General features: G+C 63.3%; 13 protein-coding genes and 2 pseudogenes. 12 read left to right on the top strand and 3 right to left on the bottom strand.

Annotated features, from left to right (window positions below):
- Positions 1-357 precede the first annotated feature (357 nt).
- A complete protein-coding gene (locus IVA87_RS22985; protein WP_247304660.1) occupies positions 358-1,959 on the top strand; it encodes a hypothetical protein in 1,602 nt (533 codons plus the stop codon).
- Positions 1,960-1,981: 22 nt separating this feature from the next.
- Positions 1,982-2,545: a hypothetical protein gene (locus tag IVA87_RS22990; protein WP_247304657.1), complete on the top strand. Its 564-nt coding sequence runs from the start codon at positions 1,982-1,984 to the stop codon at positions 2,543-2,545.
- A gap of 349 nt (positions 2,546-2,894) precedes the next feature.
- On the opposite strand, the gene IVA87_RS22995 is transcribed toward IVA87_RS22990, so the two are convergent.
- Positions 2,895-4,319, bottom strand: a complete 1,425-nt coding sequence (locus tag IVA87_RS22995) for a methyl-accepting chemotaxis protein (RefSeq protein ID WP_247335029.1) — start codon at positions 4,317-4,319, stop codon at positions 2,895-2,897.
- A 107-nt stretch (positions 4,320-4,426) separates the two neighbouring features.
- Positions 4,427-6,175, bottom strand: a complete 1,749-nt coding sequence (locus IVA87_RS23000; RefSeq protein WP_247304650.1) for a methyl-accepting chemotaxis protein — start codon at positions 6,173-6,175, stop codon at positions 4,427-4,429.
- Positions 6,176-6,396: 221 nt separating this feature from the next.
- Between IVA87_RS23000 and IVA87_RS23005 the strand changes: the two genes are divergently transcribed.
- The 6 genes and pseudogenes from IVA87_RS23005 to IVA87_RS35410 all read left to right on the top strand — a co-directional run.
- Entirely contained in the window at positions 6,397-7,143 is a 747-nt protein-coding gene (locus IVA87_RS23005) for a YebC/PmpR family DNA-binding transcriptional regulator (RefSeq protein WP_247304647.1), read from the top strand.
- Between the two features lie 222 nt (positions 7,144-7,365).
- On the top strand, positions 7,366-7,893 hold the full coding sequence (gene ruvC, locus IVA87_RS23010) for a crossover junction endodeoxyribonuclease RuvC (RefSeq protein ID WP_247304644.1): 528 nt from the start codon (positions 7,366-7,368) through the stop codon (positions 7,891-7,893).
- Entirely contained in the window at positions 7,890-8,507 is a 618-nt protein-coding gene (gene ruvA, locus IVA87_RS23015) for a Holliday junction branch migration protein RuvA (RefSeq protein WP_028182470.1), read from the top strand. The genes ruvC and ruvA overlap by 4 nt, the downstream gene beginning before the upstream one ends.
- 149 nt (positions 8,508-8,656) lie before the next feature.
- Positions 8,657-9,688 carry a Holliday junction branch migration DNA helicase RuvB gene (gene ruvB / locus IVA87_RS23020; RefSeq protein ID WP_247278114.1) on the top strand — a complete coding sequence of 344 codons (1,032 nt, stop codon included), beginning with the start codon at positions 8,657-8,659 and terminating at the stop codon, positions 9,686-9,688.
- Positions 9,689-9,837: 149 nt separating this feature from the next.
- A complete protein-coding gene (locus IVA87_RS23025) occupies positions 9,838-10,761 on the top strand; it encodes a metallophosphoesterase (RefSeq protein ID WP_247304641.1) in 924 nt (307 codons plus the stop codon).
- 69 nt (positions 10,762-10,830) lie between these two features.
- A pseudogene (locus IVA87_RS35410) lies at positions 10,831-10,911 on the top strand (acyl-CoA thioester hydrolase); the annotation flags it as partial.
- Here the strand turns inward: IVA87_RS35410 and IVA87_RS23035 are convergent.
- The gene (locus IVA87_RS23035) at positions 10,893-12,596 is read right to left on the bottom strand and encodes a recombinase family protein (protein WP_247278108.1); all 1,704 of its coding nucleotides are present in this window, start codon (positions 12,594-12,596) and stop codon (positions 10,893-10,895) included. The pseudogene IVA87_RS35410 and the gene IVA87_RS23035 sit on opposite strands and share 19 nt — an antisense overlap.
- A 1,129-nt stretch (positions 12,597-13,725) precedes the next feature.
- Here IVA87_RS23035 and IVA87_RS23040 point away from each other — a divergent pair.
- From IVA87_RS23040 to IVA87_RS23055, 4 genes and pseudogenes are all read left to right on the top strand, one after another.
- Entirely contained in the window at positions 13,726-13,998 is a 273-nt protein-coding gene (locus IVA87_RS23040; RefSeq protein WP_247304638.1) for a hypothetical protein, read from the top strand.
- On the top strand, positions 13,998-14,342 hold the full coding sequence (locus IVA87_RS23045; protein ID WP_247335031.1) for a hypothetical protein: 345 nt from the start codon (positions 13,998-14,000) through the stop codon (positions 14,340-14,342). The genes IVA87_RS23040 and IVA87_RS23045 overlap by 1 nt, the downstream gene beginning before the upstream one ends.
- 140 nt (positions 14,343-14,482) lie before the next feature.
- Positions 14,483-15,629: pseudogene (locus IVA87_RS23050) on the top strand (DUF993 family protein).
- Positions 15,630-15,715: 86 nt separating this feature from the next.
- The gene (locus tag IVA87_RS23055) at positions 15,716-16,417 is read left to right on the top strand and encodes a TetR/AcrR family transcriptional regulator (RefSeq protein ID WP_247335034.1); all 702 of its coding nucleotides are present in this window, start codon (positions 15,716-15,718) and stop codon (positions 16,415-16,417) included.
- The last annotated feature ends 6 nt before the right edge of the window (positions 16,418-16,423 follow it).

Genomic DNA, 16,423 nt, shown 5'->3' on the forward strand with positions numbered 1-16,423 from the left:
CGCACCTCGCCCTAGGTCCGCCGGTGGGACTTCAAGATCAAGTGACGTCGCTACTTTGAGGTTGATCACGAACTCGAACCTGGTGGGCTGCAGATTGGCAGATCGCCCGGGAAGCGGTTGAGGAGTTTGCTCAGCCGCAGCGTACCTCCGCAGTGACCAAGCCTCAGCGCGTTCACGGAGCCTGACAGGCGTGCTTCCCTAATGCAAATTTGTCCGCTCCTATTGACTCCCCTTGCGAATGGGCAAATCCTTCCAACAACGCAATTACAATTGCCAATTTCAGCACTGCGAACTTCGGCGCCTCGGACTTTATCGGCGCTATCCGACTCAATTTTCTGAATAGAAACGGAGGGGCCGATGCGCGCGCTCGCCTTGAGAACCGTCTCTCTTCTTACCCTCACTATTCTGGGCTCGATCTCTGCCACGCCTGACGCACGCGCGGAGGACGGGACCGACGAGCAGTTTGGCAAGGTTCACTTCCAGACATCCTGCAACGAATTGGCGCAGCGCCGCTTTGACCGCGGGATGCGCTATCAGCACTCGTTCTGGTACCGGCCTGCGAAAGAGATTTTCGAGGAGACGTTGCAGGCCGATCCGGAATGCGCGATCGCCTATTGGGGCATTGCCCTCAGCCTGCTGTATAATCCGCATTTTCCCGCGCCAAAGGAAAACCTCACCGAGGGCCTCGCCGCGCTGCAGAAGGCCAAGGCACTCGGCGCCAAGAGCGAACGCGAGCGCGACTATATCGATGCGCTGCTGGCCTTCTATTCGGGCGACGAAAAGACAACGTTTGGTCAACGCGCGCAGGCCTATCTCAAGGCAACCGAAGCCGTCGCCGCGCGCTATCCCGATGATGACGAGGCGCAGATCGCCTACGCCATTACGCTGAATGTGACGGCGTCACCAAACGACAAGACCTATGCTAACCAGCTCAAGGGCGCGGCCATCCTGGAGCCGATCTTCAAGCGGCAACCGCGGCATCCCGGCGTCGCGCATTACCTGATCCACCTCTACGACTATCCGGCGATCGCCGAGCAAGGTCTCGACGCTGCCAAACGCTATTCCGAGATCGCGCCGGCGGCGCCGCACGCTTTGCATATGCCGTCGCACATCTTCACACGCGTCGGCTACTGGAACGAATCCATCGAGGCCAACAGCCGTTCCGCCAAGGCTGCCAAGGAGGGCAAGGACCCCAGCGAGCAGCTGCATGCCGACGACTATATGGTCTACGCCCTGCTCCAGCTTGCGCAGGACAGCCGAGCTCGCGACGTCATTGCGGACATGGTTGCGACCACGGGCTATGCGCCGGCCGTCCGCGCCGGTCCCTACGCGATAGCGGCCAGCCAGGCGCGCTATATGGTCGAGCGCGGCGATTGGCAGGGCGCCGCCGCGCTGAAGGTTGAGCCGAGCCGGTTTGCCTATGTCGATGCGATCACCTATTTCGCCCGCGCCCTTGGCGCCGCGCGCTCCGGCAATGCAGACGCAGCAACGGCGGACATCGCCAAGCTGGCGGAGCTGCGGGACAAGCTGCAGCAGGACAAGGATGCGTATTGGGCCGAGATCGTCGACATTCAGCGGCAGGTCGCCACAGCCTGGCAGCTCAATGCCCAGGGAAAACAGGCGGACGCGTTGGAGGCGATGCGCCTTGCCGCCGACGCCGAAGACAAGACCGAAAAGTCCATCGTGACGCCGGGACCGCTTGCCCCGGCCCGCGAACTTTACGGGACCATGCTGCTCGAACGCGGCATGGCGACGGAGGCATTGGCCGCGTTCGAAAGCACCATGCGCAAGGAGCCGAACCGCTTTGGCGCGACGATCGGCGCCGCTCACGCCGCCGAGAAAGCGGGCGACGCCGTGAAGGCACGTCAGTACTACGCGAAAGTCGTCGCCATGGCGCGCAATGGCGATTCCTCGCGGGAGGACCTCGCGGCCGCGCGAAGGTTCATGGCTCAGAACTAGCAAACGTGCCGTGGCAGCTTCCATGCGCCTGACAAGCAAATTCGTGGCGATCGGCGCAGCCGCCGCACTGCTCTGCGCAGTCGCTGCGGTCTGGACATTGCGATCCGGCGAACCGGCGCGCGCTACAGCGGCACTCGGCGAGGTCCGCCCGGTGTGGTCAGAAACCGACTGGCCTTTCGGCGCAGATCCCTGGGGGAAAGGAAAGGCGTTCCGCTGCAAAGCGGAGGATTGCGGCGGCGAGGTCCAGCTCTACGTTCGCGCCAAGCTCGGGTTTTGCAATTGCGCCACCGGCGTCGCCGACGATGACGACCTCGAAAAAATGGGCGACCTGGCGCTGATTGGCAAGGCAACGCCGATCGGTGCTGGTCGAGAGATCATCGTCGGTCCGATGCGCGGCCGCAGCCGGCCCTATCGCGTCGAGGGAAATCGCAACGCGCTCTCACTCGCCTTCAATCAGCGCTGCGACATGGTGGCCGCCACGGCTTTGGTTGGATCGGCCGCGCCCGCGTCACTGGAACCGGCGGTGCTGGCGTTCCTCAATAGCGACCGCATGTTGAAATGGGCCGAGATCGCGCTTGGCTTGTAACTCAGAGCAATTCGGCTTCCGTCTGACTGCAGGATCTTCTCGCTTGCCCTACGCAACGCTAGCATCAGGGTCATGTGCGAGCGTGTGAGGGCTCTCCGCGCGAGATGAATGGGGGCGCAGCCGGCTACGCGGCCCTCGCCCACGAGGCAGCAAAAGTGCAAATGCGCGGTTTCGGAATAATCGCATTATGCCCCTGTTTTGCCCGACGCGTCAACTTCGTCGCGGCTTCTTTGGGCCTGCCCGCGTAAGTCTTTGATTTCGTTGGCCCCGGCTACTGTGCATGGGGTTGTTTTTCAGTTTTTGATTTGAGGGCGCCGAAGCGCCGTTGCGAGGCGCCTCGCTGCGGCCGTCAACTTTGCCGAAAACCCATTCGGAAGGCGCCCCAGTGCTTGCCGCGGACCAGGATCGGCGAGGACAGATCCTTCATCAGCACGAACTGCCCGCCGCCCATGTCGCGGCGATAGGTCTGCAGCAGGAACGGTTTTGTGTTGGCCGCGACCTTCTTCACCGCGCGATCGGTGAACAGGCGGCGGTTGCGGCAATTGGCGTTATTCCAGACCGGGTCCTTGCCCTGCGGCAGACGATAGTTCGGATTGTGGGTCGGCAGATAGCCGCCCTTGGCCCATGCGACGCAGAACACGATGCGGGGATCGGATTTCTGAATCGGATCCTGGATCGCGGGCAGGACGCGGTCGGTGAACTCGACGTAATTGGTGAGGAATTGTCTCGGATCGGTGCCGGGAATTTCGCGGTACTTCTCGTCCATGAGCTGGTCGAGCGTGATATCGCCGCGATCGATCGCGGCTTCGAACTCGGCGGAGATTCGCTTGGCGGTTTCGACGACGACGCGGATCAGCGGCGCGTCCGACGTCGCCACGCCGCTGTCGGCGATCAGCGCGATCAGGCCTTCCGAGGTGTCGAGCAGTTTTGCGATCCGTTGGTCGGCACTCCTGAGATCGCGCGAGGACAGATCGACGCCCTTGGCAAGCTCGTTGAGCTCGCCGATCACGGTGTCGCAATGCCCGAGGTTGGAGGTCGCAGCTCGCGTGACGCCGCCGATCTCCGCCTCTACTGAGGCGAAACCCTGCTGGACGCGCGAGATGATGCTGGAGATCTGTTGGGCGCCTTCACCGGCAGTCTTGGCACGCTGCGAAGCGTCGCTGCTCTCGCCGATCAGGCCTTCGATCTGGCCGTCGAGATCGCGCATGGTGTCGGAGATCTGATGCGTGGCCTGGCGAGTGGCCTCGGCGAGGTTCTTCACCTCGCTCGCGACCACGGCGAAGCCGCGACCGGCATTGCCGGCGCGTGCCGCTTCGATGGTTGCGTTCAGCGCCAGCAGATTGGTCTGCTTGGCGATCGCCTCGATCGAGCCGGAGACCTTTGCCACCTGGGCCAGCGCCGAGCCGACGGCGCTCAATCGCGCCTCGATCCGCTCCACCGCGGCGACGAGCTCGGAGATGTGGCTGACGGCGGTATCGACTGTGCTGCGCGACTGCGCGATCTCGTCGGCCGCGGCGGACGACGTCGTTTGCACCGCCTGAGATGCGTTGGCGATGTCGTGGTTTGCCGAGACCATCGTCTCGGCCGTCTTCTGGAGGTGGTGAAACCGTTCCGATTGATTGGCGACGCGGCTTGCGACTTCCTGGACATTGCCGGCGATGTCGGCGAGTTCCACGCCGAGGCCGCCGATGCGGTCGGCGAGCTGGTCGATCAGCCGTTCGGCCAGCGCCCGGTTGGAGCCGGTGTCCATGACTGCAAGTTGTACGGCGGACATGTGCGATGAGTCCTCAAGGAGAGCCGTTCGCCGGCTCACGGCAGCATTCCCATTCCAGCTTCAGCTTTAAAGGATGATTCGCGCCTGCCGTCTTGCCTGAGCGTGCACTACAATTTGTAGGCCGTCCTGAATCCGCCCCAGTGCCGGCCCTGCACGCGGATGGGGACGTCGATCTCCCGCATCATCACGGTGTTCCCGTTGCCCATGTCGCGCGCATAGCTCTGGACCAGGTACGAGCGCAGGTTGCGCGCGGCGGCGAGCCCCGCCGGATCGTTGAAGATCCGCCGGTTACGGCTGTTGGCGGTGTTCCAGGCCACGTCGCCCGGCCGCTGCGGATGCGAATAGATCTTGTTGTGCACCGGCAGGAAGCCGTTGCGATCGACCATGGCGCAGAACGCCATGCGCTGATCCTTTGCCAGGAATGCCTCCTGGAAAGGCGGTAGCGCGCGGTCGGCCCAGTCCAGATACTTTGTGCGATATTGCTGCGGATCGGTGCCCGCAATTTCCACGTAGTCGGTGTCGAAGAGGTCGTCGATCTTGACCTCGCCGCGCGCGACCGCCTGCTCGAATATCTTGGTCAGGGCGTTGCCGGCTTCCATGGCACGGGTGACAAATTCCATGTTCTCCTCATGGATCGACCACAGACTGTCCTCGATCTTCTCGCGGAGCTCGGCATGGGGGCCGACGAAATGCGCGCGGGCGCCGGCTTTGGATTGCTCGACCACGCGCAGGCGGCAGGCGCCGACGTTCTCGAGGGTGCCTTCGACCAGCGCTTGCGGCGCAAGCCGGCCTGCGTCCGCCCCGCCGATCAGCACGCCGTCCATCGCGATCTCGTAGACTGGCATCACGCCGCGCGCGGTTTCGAACTTGAGATGGCAGGGCAAGCGCTCGGTCTTGCGGCGGTCATCGTGCTCGCTCTGGCGGAGCAGCACGGCGCAACGCGACTTCAGCTTTTGCGCGAAGGTGGTGACGGCGCGGCCGGCGCTGGCGACGTTCTCGCCATGGGTCTCGGCCGCTTTGGTCGCTGCGTCGATCTCGGCCGCGCTCTCGCCGACCGAGACGATGAAGTCCGAGGCGCTGGCAGCGTTGCCGGAGACTTCGCTGGTGGTGGCGTTCTGCTCGGCGACGGCGCCGTTGACGGTCTCGAACACCGGGCGGATCGCCTCGATCGCCTGCGAGATGCGGTGCACGGCATCCGCAGAGCCGGCGGCGTCGCGCTGGAGTGCGTCGATCTTTTTGGTGATCTCTTCGGTCGCGCCCTGGGTCTGCACTGCGAGCGCCTTCACTTCCGTCGCGACGACTGCAAAGCCTTTGCCGGCCGCGCCGGCGCGCGCGGCCTCGATGGTGGAGTTGAGCGCGAGCAGCGTCGTCTGCCGTGCGATCTGCGCGATCAGATTGACGACATTGCCGATGGCGGCGGAGGACTCGCGCAGGCGATCGACATTGGCGCGGGCTTCCTGCGCAGCGGCGCTGGCCTCGTCGGCGAGCTTGCCTGCCTCGCGAACCTGCGCTCCGATTCCCAGTGCGGACTGCGTGAACTTGTCGGCGGCATGGGCGAACGTCGAGGCGGTCGATTGCGCCGCGTTGGTGCGGCCGGTCAGGGCGTCGGTGCGGTCGCGAATGGCGGCAAGGGTTGCGGCGGTCGCCTCGGCTCCGCCGGCCACCGAATTGGCGGCGCGCTCGAGCTGCCGGATCATCGCGCCGAGCTCGAGTTCCAGCAGCTCCAGGATCTCGCGGGCCGAGTCGCCATCGGCGATCCCGGCGGGCTCGGAATGAGCCACCGGTTGCGCAGCCTGCGAGGCTGCCGCAGGCGCAGCCATGTCCGGCAGACGCTTCCGAAATAGTCCGAACGCCATCGGGTCTCTCTGGTCGGGGGACGGTCGGACGCTATTTTCGCAGGCTGAAATGAAGTCAGGGTTAACGATGCCTGACACCTAGGCAGAGGCCATTACGGCGGCTACCTTTACAGTGCTACCTTAGAGCAGCAGATCCCTTTGATTCCGGTGGGTTGGCGGCCTATAAGGCCGCGCCTCCCACCCATCGGCGAACGATCCCGAGACCCTTCAAGAGACCACGCATGGCCGGACATTCCCAATTCAAGAACATCATGCACCGCAAGGGGCGGCAGGATGCCCAGAAGTCGAAGCTGTTCGGCAAGCTGGCGCGGGAAATCACCGTCGCGGCCAAGCTGGGTACACCCGACCCCGCCATGAACCCGCGCCTGCGCGCCGCCGTGATCGCAGCACGCCAGGAGAACATGCCGAAGGACAATATCGAGCGCGCCATCAAGAAGGCGCTCGGCAGCGAGGGCGAGAATTATGACGAGATCCGCTACGAGGGCTACGGCCCCGGCGGCGTCGCCGTCATCGTCGAGGCGCTGACCGACAATCGCAACCGCGCCGCGTCCGACATCCGCTCCTTCTTCACGAAGTCCGGCGGCAATCTCGGCGAAACCGGCTCGGTCTCCTTCATGTTCGACCGCACCGGCGTCATCGAATACGATCGCAGCGTCGCCTCTGACGATGCTGTGCTGGACGCGGCGATCGAGGCCGGCGCCGACGACGTGATCTCCGGCGAGGGCGGACACGAGATCTACGCCTCGACCGAAGGCTATCGCGACGTCGCCAAGGCGCTGGAAGCCAAGTTCGGCGAGCCGCGCAAGGCCGCGCTGATCTGGAAGCCGCAGAACACGGTGTCGGTCGACGACGAGACCGGCGAGAAGCTGCTCAAGTTGATGGACATGCTGAATGAGCACGACGACGTCCAGAACGTCTACGCCAATTTCGAGGTGTCGGACGCGCTGATGGCGAAGATGGGCGGCTAGGGCCTCAACCCTCCGCTGTCGTCGCTCGGCTGGACCGGGCGACCCAGTATTCCAGAAACATTCGAACAATACCGATAAGCCGCGGCGTACTGGATAACCGCCTTCGCGGGTATGACACCGGATGTGTGCTGAGCGGCGGTGCGCCCCGCGGTATCCCACTTCCCCTGTTACTTCCGTTCTGTTTCTGTTTCGCTTCGGGCGGCCAGCCGCTATCACTGGCCCATGACTGCGCTCCCGATTCGCGGCCCCGTTCGCATCATCGGCATCGACCCCGGCCTGCGCCGCACCGGCTGGGGCGTGATCGAGGCTGAGGGCAACCGTCTGATCTACGTCGCCTGTGGTTCGGTGGAACCGCCGGACGACTTGCCGTTGGCGAGCCGGCTGCTTGCGATCCATGAGGGGCTCGCGGCCGTTCTGTCCGATCACCAGCCGATGGAAGCCGCGGTCGAGCAGACTTTCGTCAACAAGGACGGCGTTGCGACACTGAAGCTCGGCCAAGCCCGCGGCGTTGCCATGCTGGCGCCCGCAATGTTCGGCATCGTCGTCGCCGAATATGCGCCGAACCAAGTCAAGAAGACGGTGGTCGGCGCCGGTCACGCCGACAAGCAACAGATCGCGATGATGCTCAAGATTTTGCTGCCCAAGGCCGAGCCGCCGTCGGCGGATGCCGCCGACGCGCTCGCCATCGCCATCACCCACGCTCATCACCGCCAGAGCACCGCGCTCAGGCTGAAGGTCGTGGGGATATGATCGGCAAGCTCAAGGGCCTGATCGATTCCTACGGTGAGGATTTCGTCATCCTCGACGTCGGCGGCGTTGGCTATCAGGTGCATTGCTCGTCACGCACGTTGCAGCATCTGCCGTCTCCGGGCGAAGCGGCCGTGCTGTCGATCGAGACTTATGTCCGCGAGGACCAGATCAAACTGTTCGGCTTTCGCACTGACCAGGAGCGTGAATGGTTTCGCCTGCTCCAGACCGTGCAGGGCGTCGGCGCCAAGGTCGCGCTCGCCGTGCTCGGCACCTTATCGCCGGCTGACCTCGCCAATGCCATCGCGCTCCGCGACAAGGCGGCGGTGGCGCGCACGCCCGGCGTCGGCCCCAAGGTCGCCGAGCGCATCGTCACCGAACTGAAGGACAAGGCGCCGGCCTTTGCCAATGTCGATCCGGCAGTGGTGCATCTCGCCGGCGCCGTCGACGACCAGCGCGCGCCGCGCCCCGTGGCGGATGCGATCTCCGCACTGGTCAATCTCGGCTACGGCCAACCGCAGGCCGCCGCGGCGATTGCGTCGGCTTCGCGTAGTGCGGGCGAGAATGCCGAGACCGCGCAGCTCATCCGCCTCGGCCTGAAGGAGCTCGCGAAGTGAGCGCGTCAATGCTCGGTCTCGTAGGGTGGGCAAAGCGCAACGTGCCCACCACCTTTGGAGCGACCGGTGACGTGGTGGGCACGGCGCGAAGGGCGCCTTTGCCCACCCTACGAGGAGTTCGCTGAGTGAGCGATCCCAAGGCCAATCGCATGGTCTCGCCCGAGCGCCGCAGCGACGACGTCGGCGACACCGCGCTGCGTCCGCAATCGCTGTCCGACTTCGTCGGCCAGCAGCAGGCGCGCAAGAATCTCTCGATCTTCATCGAGGCGGCGCGCAAGCGCGGCGAGGCGCTGGATCACGTGCTGTTCGTGGGTCCCCCGGGCCTCGGCAAGACCACGCTGGCGCAGATCGTGGCGAAGGAGCTGGGCGTCGGCTTTCGTGCCACCTCGGGGCCTGTCATTGCCAAGGCCGGCGATCTCGCCGCCCTCCTCACCAACCTCGAAGAGCGCGACGTGCTCTTCATCGACGAGATCCATCGCCTCAGTCCGGCGGTGGAAGAGGTGCTTTATCCCGCGATGGAGGACTTTCAGCTCGACCTCATCATCGGCGAAGGCCCGGCGGCGCGCTCGGTGAAGATCGAGCTGTCGAAATTCACCCTCGTCGGCGCCACCACGCGGGCTGGCCTGCTGACCAATCCGCTGCGCGACCGCTTCGGCATTCCGGTGCGGCTCAATTTCTACACCATTGAAGAACTCGAAAGCATCGTCAGCCGCGGCGCGCGCGTGCTCAATGTCGGCATGACCGCCGATGGCGCCAACGAGATCGCGCGCCGCGCCCGCGGCACACCGCGCATCGCGGGCCGTCTGCTCCGCCGGGTCCGCGACTTCGCCTCGGCGGCCGATGCCGACAAGATCGACCGCAAGATCGCCGACCACGCACTCAGCGCGCTCGAGGTCGATGCCGCAGGCCTCGATGCCATGGACCGCCGCTACCTCACGACCATCGCGCAGAATTATGGCGGCGGCCCGGTCGGCGTCGAGACCATGGCCGCCGCTTTGTCCGAGCCGCGCGATGCCATCGAGGACATCATCGAGCCCTATCTGATCCAGTGCGGCTATCTCCAGCGCACCCCGCGCGGCCGCCTGCTCACCTCGCACGCCTTCCGTCACCTCGGTCTCGCCGAGCCCTCGCGCGATGCGGCCCAGTTCGGCCTGTTCGGCTCGGACGAGAGCGACGACTGATTTACGCAAGTGCAGAGTGCTCCGGTGCTCGTGAATTTCCGGTAATCTTGTGCAGGTCTCTGCACGGAGATGCAGGCGGTCTGCACGAGCGCACCCCAATTCCGCTCCAATCAAGTCGCATCGAGAACCAGCATCACCATCGAGCGTCCATGATCACTCGCCGTCATTTCATCCGTTCCATCGGCGCCCTGTCCGCCCTCGGCGCCTCGACCGCGGCCTACGGTGTCGGCGTCGAGCCGATGCTGCGGCTCCGCGTCACCCGCTATCATCCGGCGCCGCGGCAATGGCCGGCGGATCTTCCGCTGAAGATCGCTGTCATCGCCGACATCCATGCCTGCGATCCCTGGATGCCGCTGGAGCGGATCGAGGCCATCGTCGACCGCACCAACGCGCTGAATGCCGACCTCATCGTGCTGCTCGGCGACTATGTCGCCGGCCTGCATCAGGTCACCCGCATCATCCCGTCGAGCGAATGGGCCAGAGTGCTCGGCGGCCTCAGGGCGCCGCTCGGCGTTCACGCCGTCATGGGCAACCACGATTATTGGGACGACAAGACCGTGCAACGGGCCGGGAATGGCCCGACCATGGCGCATCGGGCACTGGAAGCGGCCGGTATACCCGTCTACGAGAACGATGTCGTGCGTCTCACCAAGGACGGCCGCCCGTTCTGGCTTGCGGGTCTCGGCGATCAGCTCGCCTTCCTACCGGCGCGACGCTTCCGCAGCATGGTGCACTTCGGTGCCGACGATCTCAACGCCACGCTCGCCAAGGTCACGGATGACGCGCCGATCATCCTGCTCGCGCATGAGCCCAACATCGCGCCGCGCGTCCCGGCGCGCGTCGCGCTGCAACTGTCCGGCCATACCCATGGCGGTCAGGTGCGCCTGCTTGGCTGGTCGCCGGCGGTCCCGCCGCAGCATGGCATCCGGCTCGCCTACGGCCATGTCCGGCTGAAATGCGACGTCATCATCTCTGGCGGCCTCGGTTGCAGCATCATGCCGCTCCGCGTCGGCGTGCCGCCTGAGATCGTCGAGGTGACGCTGGGTGCGACGAGGCGGCCGGTTGTATCCTAGCTCGGCTTGCGCGGCCGGCGGTTTTTGCGCAAAACGGGCTGGTTATCGACAAGCCAAGAGGCTCGCGACGTGACAGCTCATCTCGACGGCGAGATCCGCGACGGCCGCCACCACATGCAGGTCCGCGTCTATTACGAGGACACGGATTTCCCTGACTTGCCATTGTCGTAGTAAGCAAACGTGCTGATTTCTCGCTCCTTGCTACGGTTTTCAGGGAAAAGCTTCTTGCCGTAAAGCGCGGAGCTGTTCAGGTAGGGGGTATATTCGTAGGGCATCCGCTTGGGAACCGGATGCACTACTATGCATTCAATCAAGTTGCGGAAAGCGACGCGAGTTTCGATCGCCTTGGGATTTGTCTTGAGCGCGGTGACCAGCCTTCTAACCTCCGAACGGTATCCGTCACTGAATTTCGAGTGATCGAAGCCGATGACATTTTCGCCGCCACCGCCCAGCAGCCGCAAGCGCTCTTCAACGCTTTCCCGCTCCACGTCGCACTCATCGATCCGCTTGAGCAACTCGTCCGGCTTCCGACGGCTATTTGCGATGGCATATGACAGGCGTTCGATCTCGGTAGTCAACACGCGGCGTCGACGCTCTAGCTTAGCGTGTTCGCTGCCCTTGTTCCGATCGTTTTTGCGCTCCTCCTTCCAGGCACACATCGCCTCTTCAATGGCTTTCGGCGAAAGCAATTTCAATTGGATTTTGTCGGAGGCATCCTCGAGCAGAACGTCCATGTCGAAGCTGCGGGTGTGCTCGCAGGTGCCCCGCTGATGCGCGCTCGCGCATGCCGCGCGCGGTGCACCGTTACGCGAGGATTGAGCGATTCGCATGTGGCCATTGCAGACGCCGCACCGGAGCACACCGGCAAGCGGATGCTCATTGTTGCGCGGGATCACGGCGCGACGCCGCGGCTTGCCAGTCGGTCCGAACATAGATACGGCGCGCGCGCTACGAACCTCCTGCGCTCGATTCCAGAGCACTTGCGGAACGATCCGTAGCTCCGGCTTTTTGACTATGATGTGGCGCTCTTCTGGATTGCGGCGCTTCTGTTTCTTCTGGGTCTCCGGGTTGAGAATTGTCGAGCGAACGTTCCAATGTATCTCGCCGATATATAGATCGTTGCCGATAATGCCGCGACCATGCCGACCGCCTGTGATGCACTGATGATTCCAGGTGGTACGACCAGCCTTGTTCTTGTGACGAGTTGCACCGGGTGAGGGCACGCCTTCGCGGGTGAGATCAGCGGCGATAGTTCGGGTCGAGCGGCCCGCTGCATATTCGGTGAAGATGCGGAGCACAATCTTTGCTTCGTTCTCATCGATCACGCGTTCGCCCGGCGCGCCCGGCCTCGGTCGATAACCATAGGCGTATGAGCCAGGAATTCTTCCGTTGGCAACAGCGTTGTCGTGGCCGCGCCGAACCTTTTCGGCGAGCTGCGGCTTGTAAATCGTATTGTAGAGACTTGCAATGCTGATGTCAGTGGCGGTCGCATAGACCCCTTTCTGATCCATCAGCTCGACGCCATTGAACTCGAAAACCTGCTTGAGACGCTGGATGGTTGCGGGATCACGCGACAAGCGGTCGAAATGTTCAACCACGACCACGTCAAAGTCCTGGTTTCGCACCCCGTTGAGCAAACGTTGATAGCCGTCCCTCGCACCTTCGGTAAGACCAGATTTTGCGGCATCCACAAACTCGCCGATGACATCGAGGTTGTTGCGCAATGCGACCTTCCGGCAGAGCAATAGCTGACCGTCAATCGAGGTCGCCTTTTGCATGTCGCTGGAATAACGGGCGTATAGTACGGCCGTTTTCTTCGATGACGCTGTCGTCATGCCGGTCCTCTATCGGCTGCCCCGAACCGTGATGTTCATCCCGTGCGAGCTGACGTCCGATAGCACGCGCCAACTCAAACCAGATTTCGTCATTGTCCGGATTATCCCAGCTCTGACGATGGGAGGGGGCAAGCGGTCGAATGGTCGCTCGTTGTCTTCGGAGAGATCGGATGCGGGCACGCATTTGCAAACTCGCAAGCAGAAGCTAGCGTAAATTTCTGCGCCGCGCTACAGCCAAGCCGCAGCGATTACTCGCAACGCTTCGCTCATGCTGACCTCGGCAGCGTCGAATGAAAATGAATTTCTTGAAGTGCCGCGGCGCGCGTGAGGGCATTCCTGGCGATGAGGCGCGTAGTCGAGAGCAGATGTGCTAAGCAAAGCGGAGTAAAAATACTGACGGCGGCGTAAGTCTGTTGCTGGGGCCGGTGCATAGCGGACCCGTTCTCGGTTCACGCGGCTTCTCGTGCAGATGTGTAGTGGCTGCCGCGGAGCGCCGGCTTGTCCATCAATAAAATTTGGCCGGTGGCGGCGAATTGTAGCGCACAGCCCAAACGCGGTGGTCCGCCCCCAAGGAGCCGTCGCTGATTGGGTCTTTCTTATTCCGCTGGTTCGATCACCCCCTTGCGTCGAGCCTCCCAGAGCAAGCATTCGCGTCTGCGTGAGCTCCGTAATCGCGCGTCGAAAGCACAGTCAGAGAAACGCATAGTTCTGATAGAGTGCTCCCGCTCCGATATCCAAGGAGTTCAAAATTGAACTCGCTGCCCAGGTCCGTCCGGCGTCTGGATCCTCATGGAGTTCCTCCATGTCGGCTGGCGAGACACCGTCGGATGATGCCCCGTGGCGCCTCACCAGCGCGGGCGAGATACGCGAACCGTTGGCCTGTGGTGGGAGGTGCACGCCGAGTCTGCCGTCTCGGCTAAGATCGGGTTGGGCAGATACGGTTCGCCGTTTCCACGAGGAATCAGCCAGCCCGCAACGGGAACCTCGCTCCGTCCAGGCGTTAGCATAGCCGCCCCGGTGCGTCGGAGTGGTGTAAATTATGTTTCTTCCTATTTTAATGAATGTTGTCGGGCTTAGCGTCCATTTTTTGCGGGAACGGAGACCGCGATGCCAAAGCATCAGACCTCGCTTGAAAAGATCGATCGGCGAGCGCGTGGCGGTGACGGTTGCGGCCGGCGACGTGCGCATCCGCCACGGCATGCGCGAGGTTGCGGTCCATAAGCAATCGGAAGGTCGCCGGCTGCGGATCATCGGTTCCGCCCACCTCGACGGGGTTGCCGGTCGCACTGGCGCCTTCTGCCGACCGGCAATCGCGACACCGACAGTGCCGGCGCCTTCTCCACTGCCCTCGTTGTTGCGTCCTCTTGCCGAATACGAAGCAGCGATCGGAGGGAGCTTCTGATGGCGCGTACAAAAAAAGCTACTGAAGCGCCAATCGATCGGCTCGAGGCCATGCTGGTGCGATTGCAGCTCTCCGGCATCCGCGACCAGCTCGACAACCTGCTCGAGGAGGCGGCGCGCGCGAACCTGTCGGCGCGTGAGACGCTGATCCTGCTGCGCGAGCGTGACATCGCGCGCAAGGATCATCACGTCTACGAGGATGAGCCCTACAAGTTCACGCTGCTCGAAGCGTCAAACGTGTGCAGCTCGCCGAATCCGCACTCAAGAGCTGGTAAGAGCGGCGCTGGATCGACGTCGCCCCGATCAAGGCCTGAGGTCTATTGCACAAGTGTCGATGTCTGTTGAGCCGTCATTGCGAGCGAAGCGAAGCAATCCAGAATGCCTCCGCGGAGACAGTGTGGATTGCTTGGTCGCGGAGTTTAGGTCCGGCCGGCCGAAGGCCGAACCGGGTGGCTCCTCGCAATGACGGGGAGAGGTCCGAAATCATGAACAGGCCCGTCCAGCCGATATCCTCATTGTCGCTCAAGCTGCCGAAAGCCGATCGTTCGATCGAGAATTCCCCGCAAAGCTCGAAGGTCCGCTCAACTGCATCGCGTTCTCGGCCGTGCACATTGTCGCCGATGCCTTTGCGACAACGATCCCTGGCTCTCGGTCGCGGTCGATTGGGACAAGACCATCGCGTTCCGCGAGCACGTCTGGGATCTCGGGCTTGGTGTCGCCCAGGCCATGGACAGCGCGCAGCGCGGCATGGACCTGGACTGGCCGACCTCGCTGGAGCTGATCACGCGCTCGGGGTCTGCCGCGAAGCGGCGCAATGCGCTGGTGTTTTCGGGCGCCGGCACCGATCGTCTTGCGTGGAGGATGCCAAGACCATCGACGACGTGATCCGCGCCTATGAGGAGCAGATCTCCGCGGTCGAGAAGGTCGGCGGCCGCATCATTCTGATGGCATCGCGCGCTCGCAAAAACTCGGCCGGACGCCGACGACTACGCCAAGGTATATGACCGCGTGCTGCCGCAGGTTCGAGAGCGCGTGATCATCCACTGGCTCGGCGGCATGTTCGATCCGGCATTGACGGGATACTGGGGCACACAAGATCTCGACGAGGCGATGGACACCGCCGTTGCCATCATCAACGGCAACGCCGCCAAGGTCGATGGTGTTCAGGTCTCGCTGCTTGACAAGCAGCGCGAGATCGACATGCGACGGCGCCTCGACAAGCGCATCAAGATGTACACCGGCAACGACTTCAATTATGCGGAGCTGATCGCCGGGATGAGCGGGGTTTCTCGCACGCGCTGCTCGGCATCTTCGACGCGATTGCGCCGGCGGCGTCCTACGCGCTGTCGCGATTGGCCGCCGGCGACGTGCTCGGGGGACGGTGCCGCTGTCGCGCGCTTCTACAAGACCGGCGTCGTGTTCATGGCCTATCTTAAGGGCCACCAGGACCATTTCACCATGGTCGGGGCCCAGGAGAGCGCGCGCTCAGGTTTGCCAATGTCAGGTTTGCCAATGTTCAGGTTTGCCAATGTTCAGATTGACAGCGCTGGCCTTGAGCTGATTTTGCCCAGCCGGAACGGGACTTACATCATCAACCGGGTTCGCGGCGATCTCGGCTTCCGGCCGATTTAGAACCCCAGAATACCTTTTGATAGTCTCAGAGGTTGCGTCGCACCAATTAGCTTGACTTTTGCGCGGGTGAGTGCTTGCTCACTCACATGAGCTCATTGCGTATGACGAGCGACCTGAGGCGTCAATTGATCCTCCGTGCCGCGAAATGCTGTTTTGCCCGGCATGGCTATACCGGCACCACGACCAAGAGCGTGGCGGCCGCCGCTGCTATTTCCGAGGCGCTGCTGTTCAAGCATTTCCCCTCCAAGGCGGCGCTGTATGCCGAGATCCTCAGCGATGAGTGCGAGGCGGAACCAGCATTGATGGAGCTGCTCGAGCGGGAGCCGTCGACGGCTGCCTTGGTCGAGCTGATCCGCGGCATGGTCCGGCACTTCCTTCAGATCGCCGACGGTCCCGACCAGGAGGAGGCGCAGCGCCTGCGACTGATGGCCACGAGCCATTTGGATGATGGCGAATTCGCCCGCTTGCTCTATGCCAAGATCGAGACGCTGATCGGGGCTGTCTTCGTCGCCTCACTCGAGCGTGCCGTTGCCGCAGGGGACGCACGGCCGTGCACTGGCGATCCGCTCAACCTGTTCTGGTTCGCGCATCATTCGCTGATGACGGCGGCGATGACCAGGCTGCCGGCCACGCCCTGTCTCGCTTACGGCAAGGCAAACGATCTGGAGCGGCAGCTCTGTGAGTTTCTCCTGAGAGGTATCGGACTTAACGACGCCGCAATTGCTGCGCATCTGGGCCACAATCAGGCCGCGAATGCCGGCAAGGCGGCGATTGCAGAAAGTGCATGACATGAA

The sequence above is a fragment of the Bradyrhizobium sp. 147 genome (genome assembly GCF_023073935.1).
Taxonomy (GTDB): Bacteria; Pseudomonadota; Alphaproteobacteria; order Rhizobiales; family Xanthobacteraceae; genus Bradyrhizobium.

Coding starts and splice junctions, on each gene's coding strand:
- IVA87_RS22985 (WP_247304660.1), top strand. CDS start 358: ATGCGCGCGCTCGCCTTGAGAACCGTCTCTCTTCTTACCCTCACTATT.
- IVA87_RS22990 (WP_247304657.1), top strand. CDS start 1,982: ATGCGCCTGACAAGCAAATTCGTGGCGATCGGCGCAGCCGCCGCACTG.
- IVA87_RS22995 (WP_247335029.1), bottom strand. CDS start 4,319: ATGTCCGCCGTACAACTTGCAGTCATGGACACCGGCTCCAACCGGGCG.
- IVA87_RS23000 (WP_247304650.1), bottom strand. CDS start 6,175: ATGGCGTTCGGACTATTTCGGAAGCGTCTGCCGGACATGGCTGCGCCT.
- IVA87_RS23005 (WP_247304647.1), top strand. CDS start 6,397: ATGGCCGGACATTCCCAATTCAAGAACATCATGCACCGCAAGGGGCGG.
- ruvC (WP_247304644.1), top strand. CDS start 7,366: ATGACTGCGCTCCCGATTCGCGGCCCCGTTCGCATCATCGGCATCGAC.
- ruvA (WP_028182470.1), top strand. CDS start 7,890: ATGATCGGCAAGCTCAAGGGCCTGATCGATTCCTACGGTGAGGATTTC.
- ruvB (WP_247278114.1), top strand. CDS start 8,657: ATGGTCTCGCCCGAGCGCCGCAGCGACGACGTCGGCGACACCGCGCTG.
- IVA87_RS23025 (WP_247304641.1), top strand. CDS start 9,838: ATGATCACTCGCCGTCATTTCATCCGTTCCATCGGCGCCCTGTCCGCC.
- IVA87_RS23035 (WP_247278108.1), bottom strand. CDS start 12,596: ATGACGACAGCGTCATCGAAGAAAACGGCCGTACTATACGCCCGTTAT.
- IVA87_RS23045 (WP_247335031.1), top strand. CDS start 13,998: ATGGCGCGTACAAAAAAAGCTACTGAAGCGCCAATCGATCGGCTCGAG.
- IVA87_RS23055 (WP_247335034.1), top strand. CDS start 15,716: ATGAGCTCATTGCGTATGACGAGCGACCTGAGGCGTCAATTGATCCTC.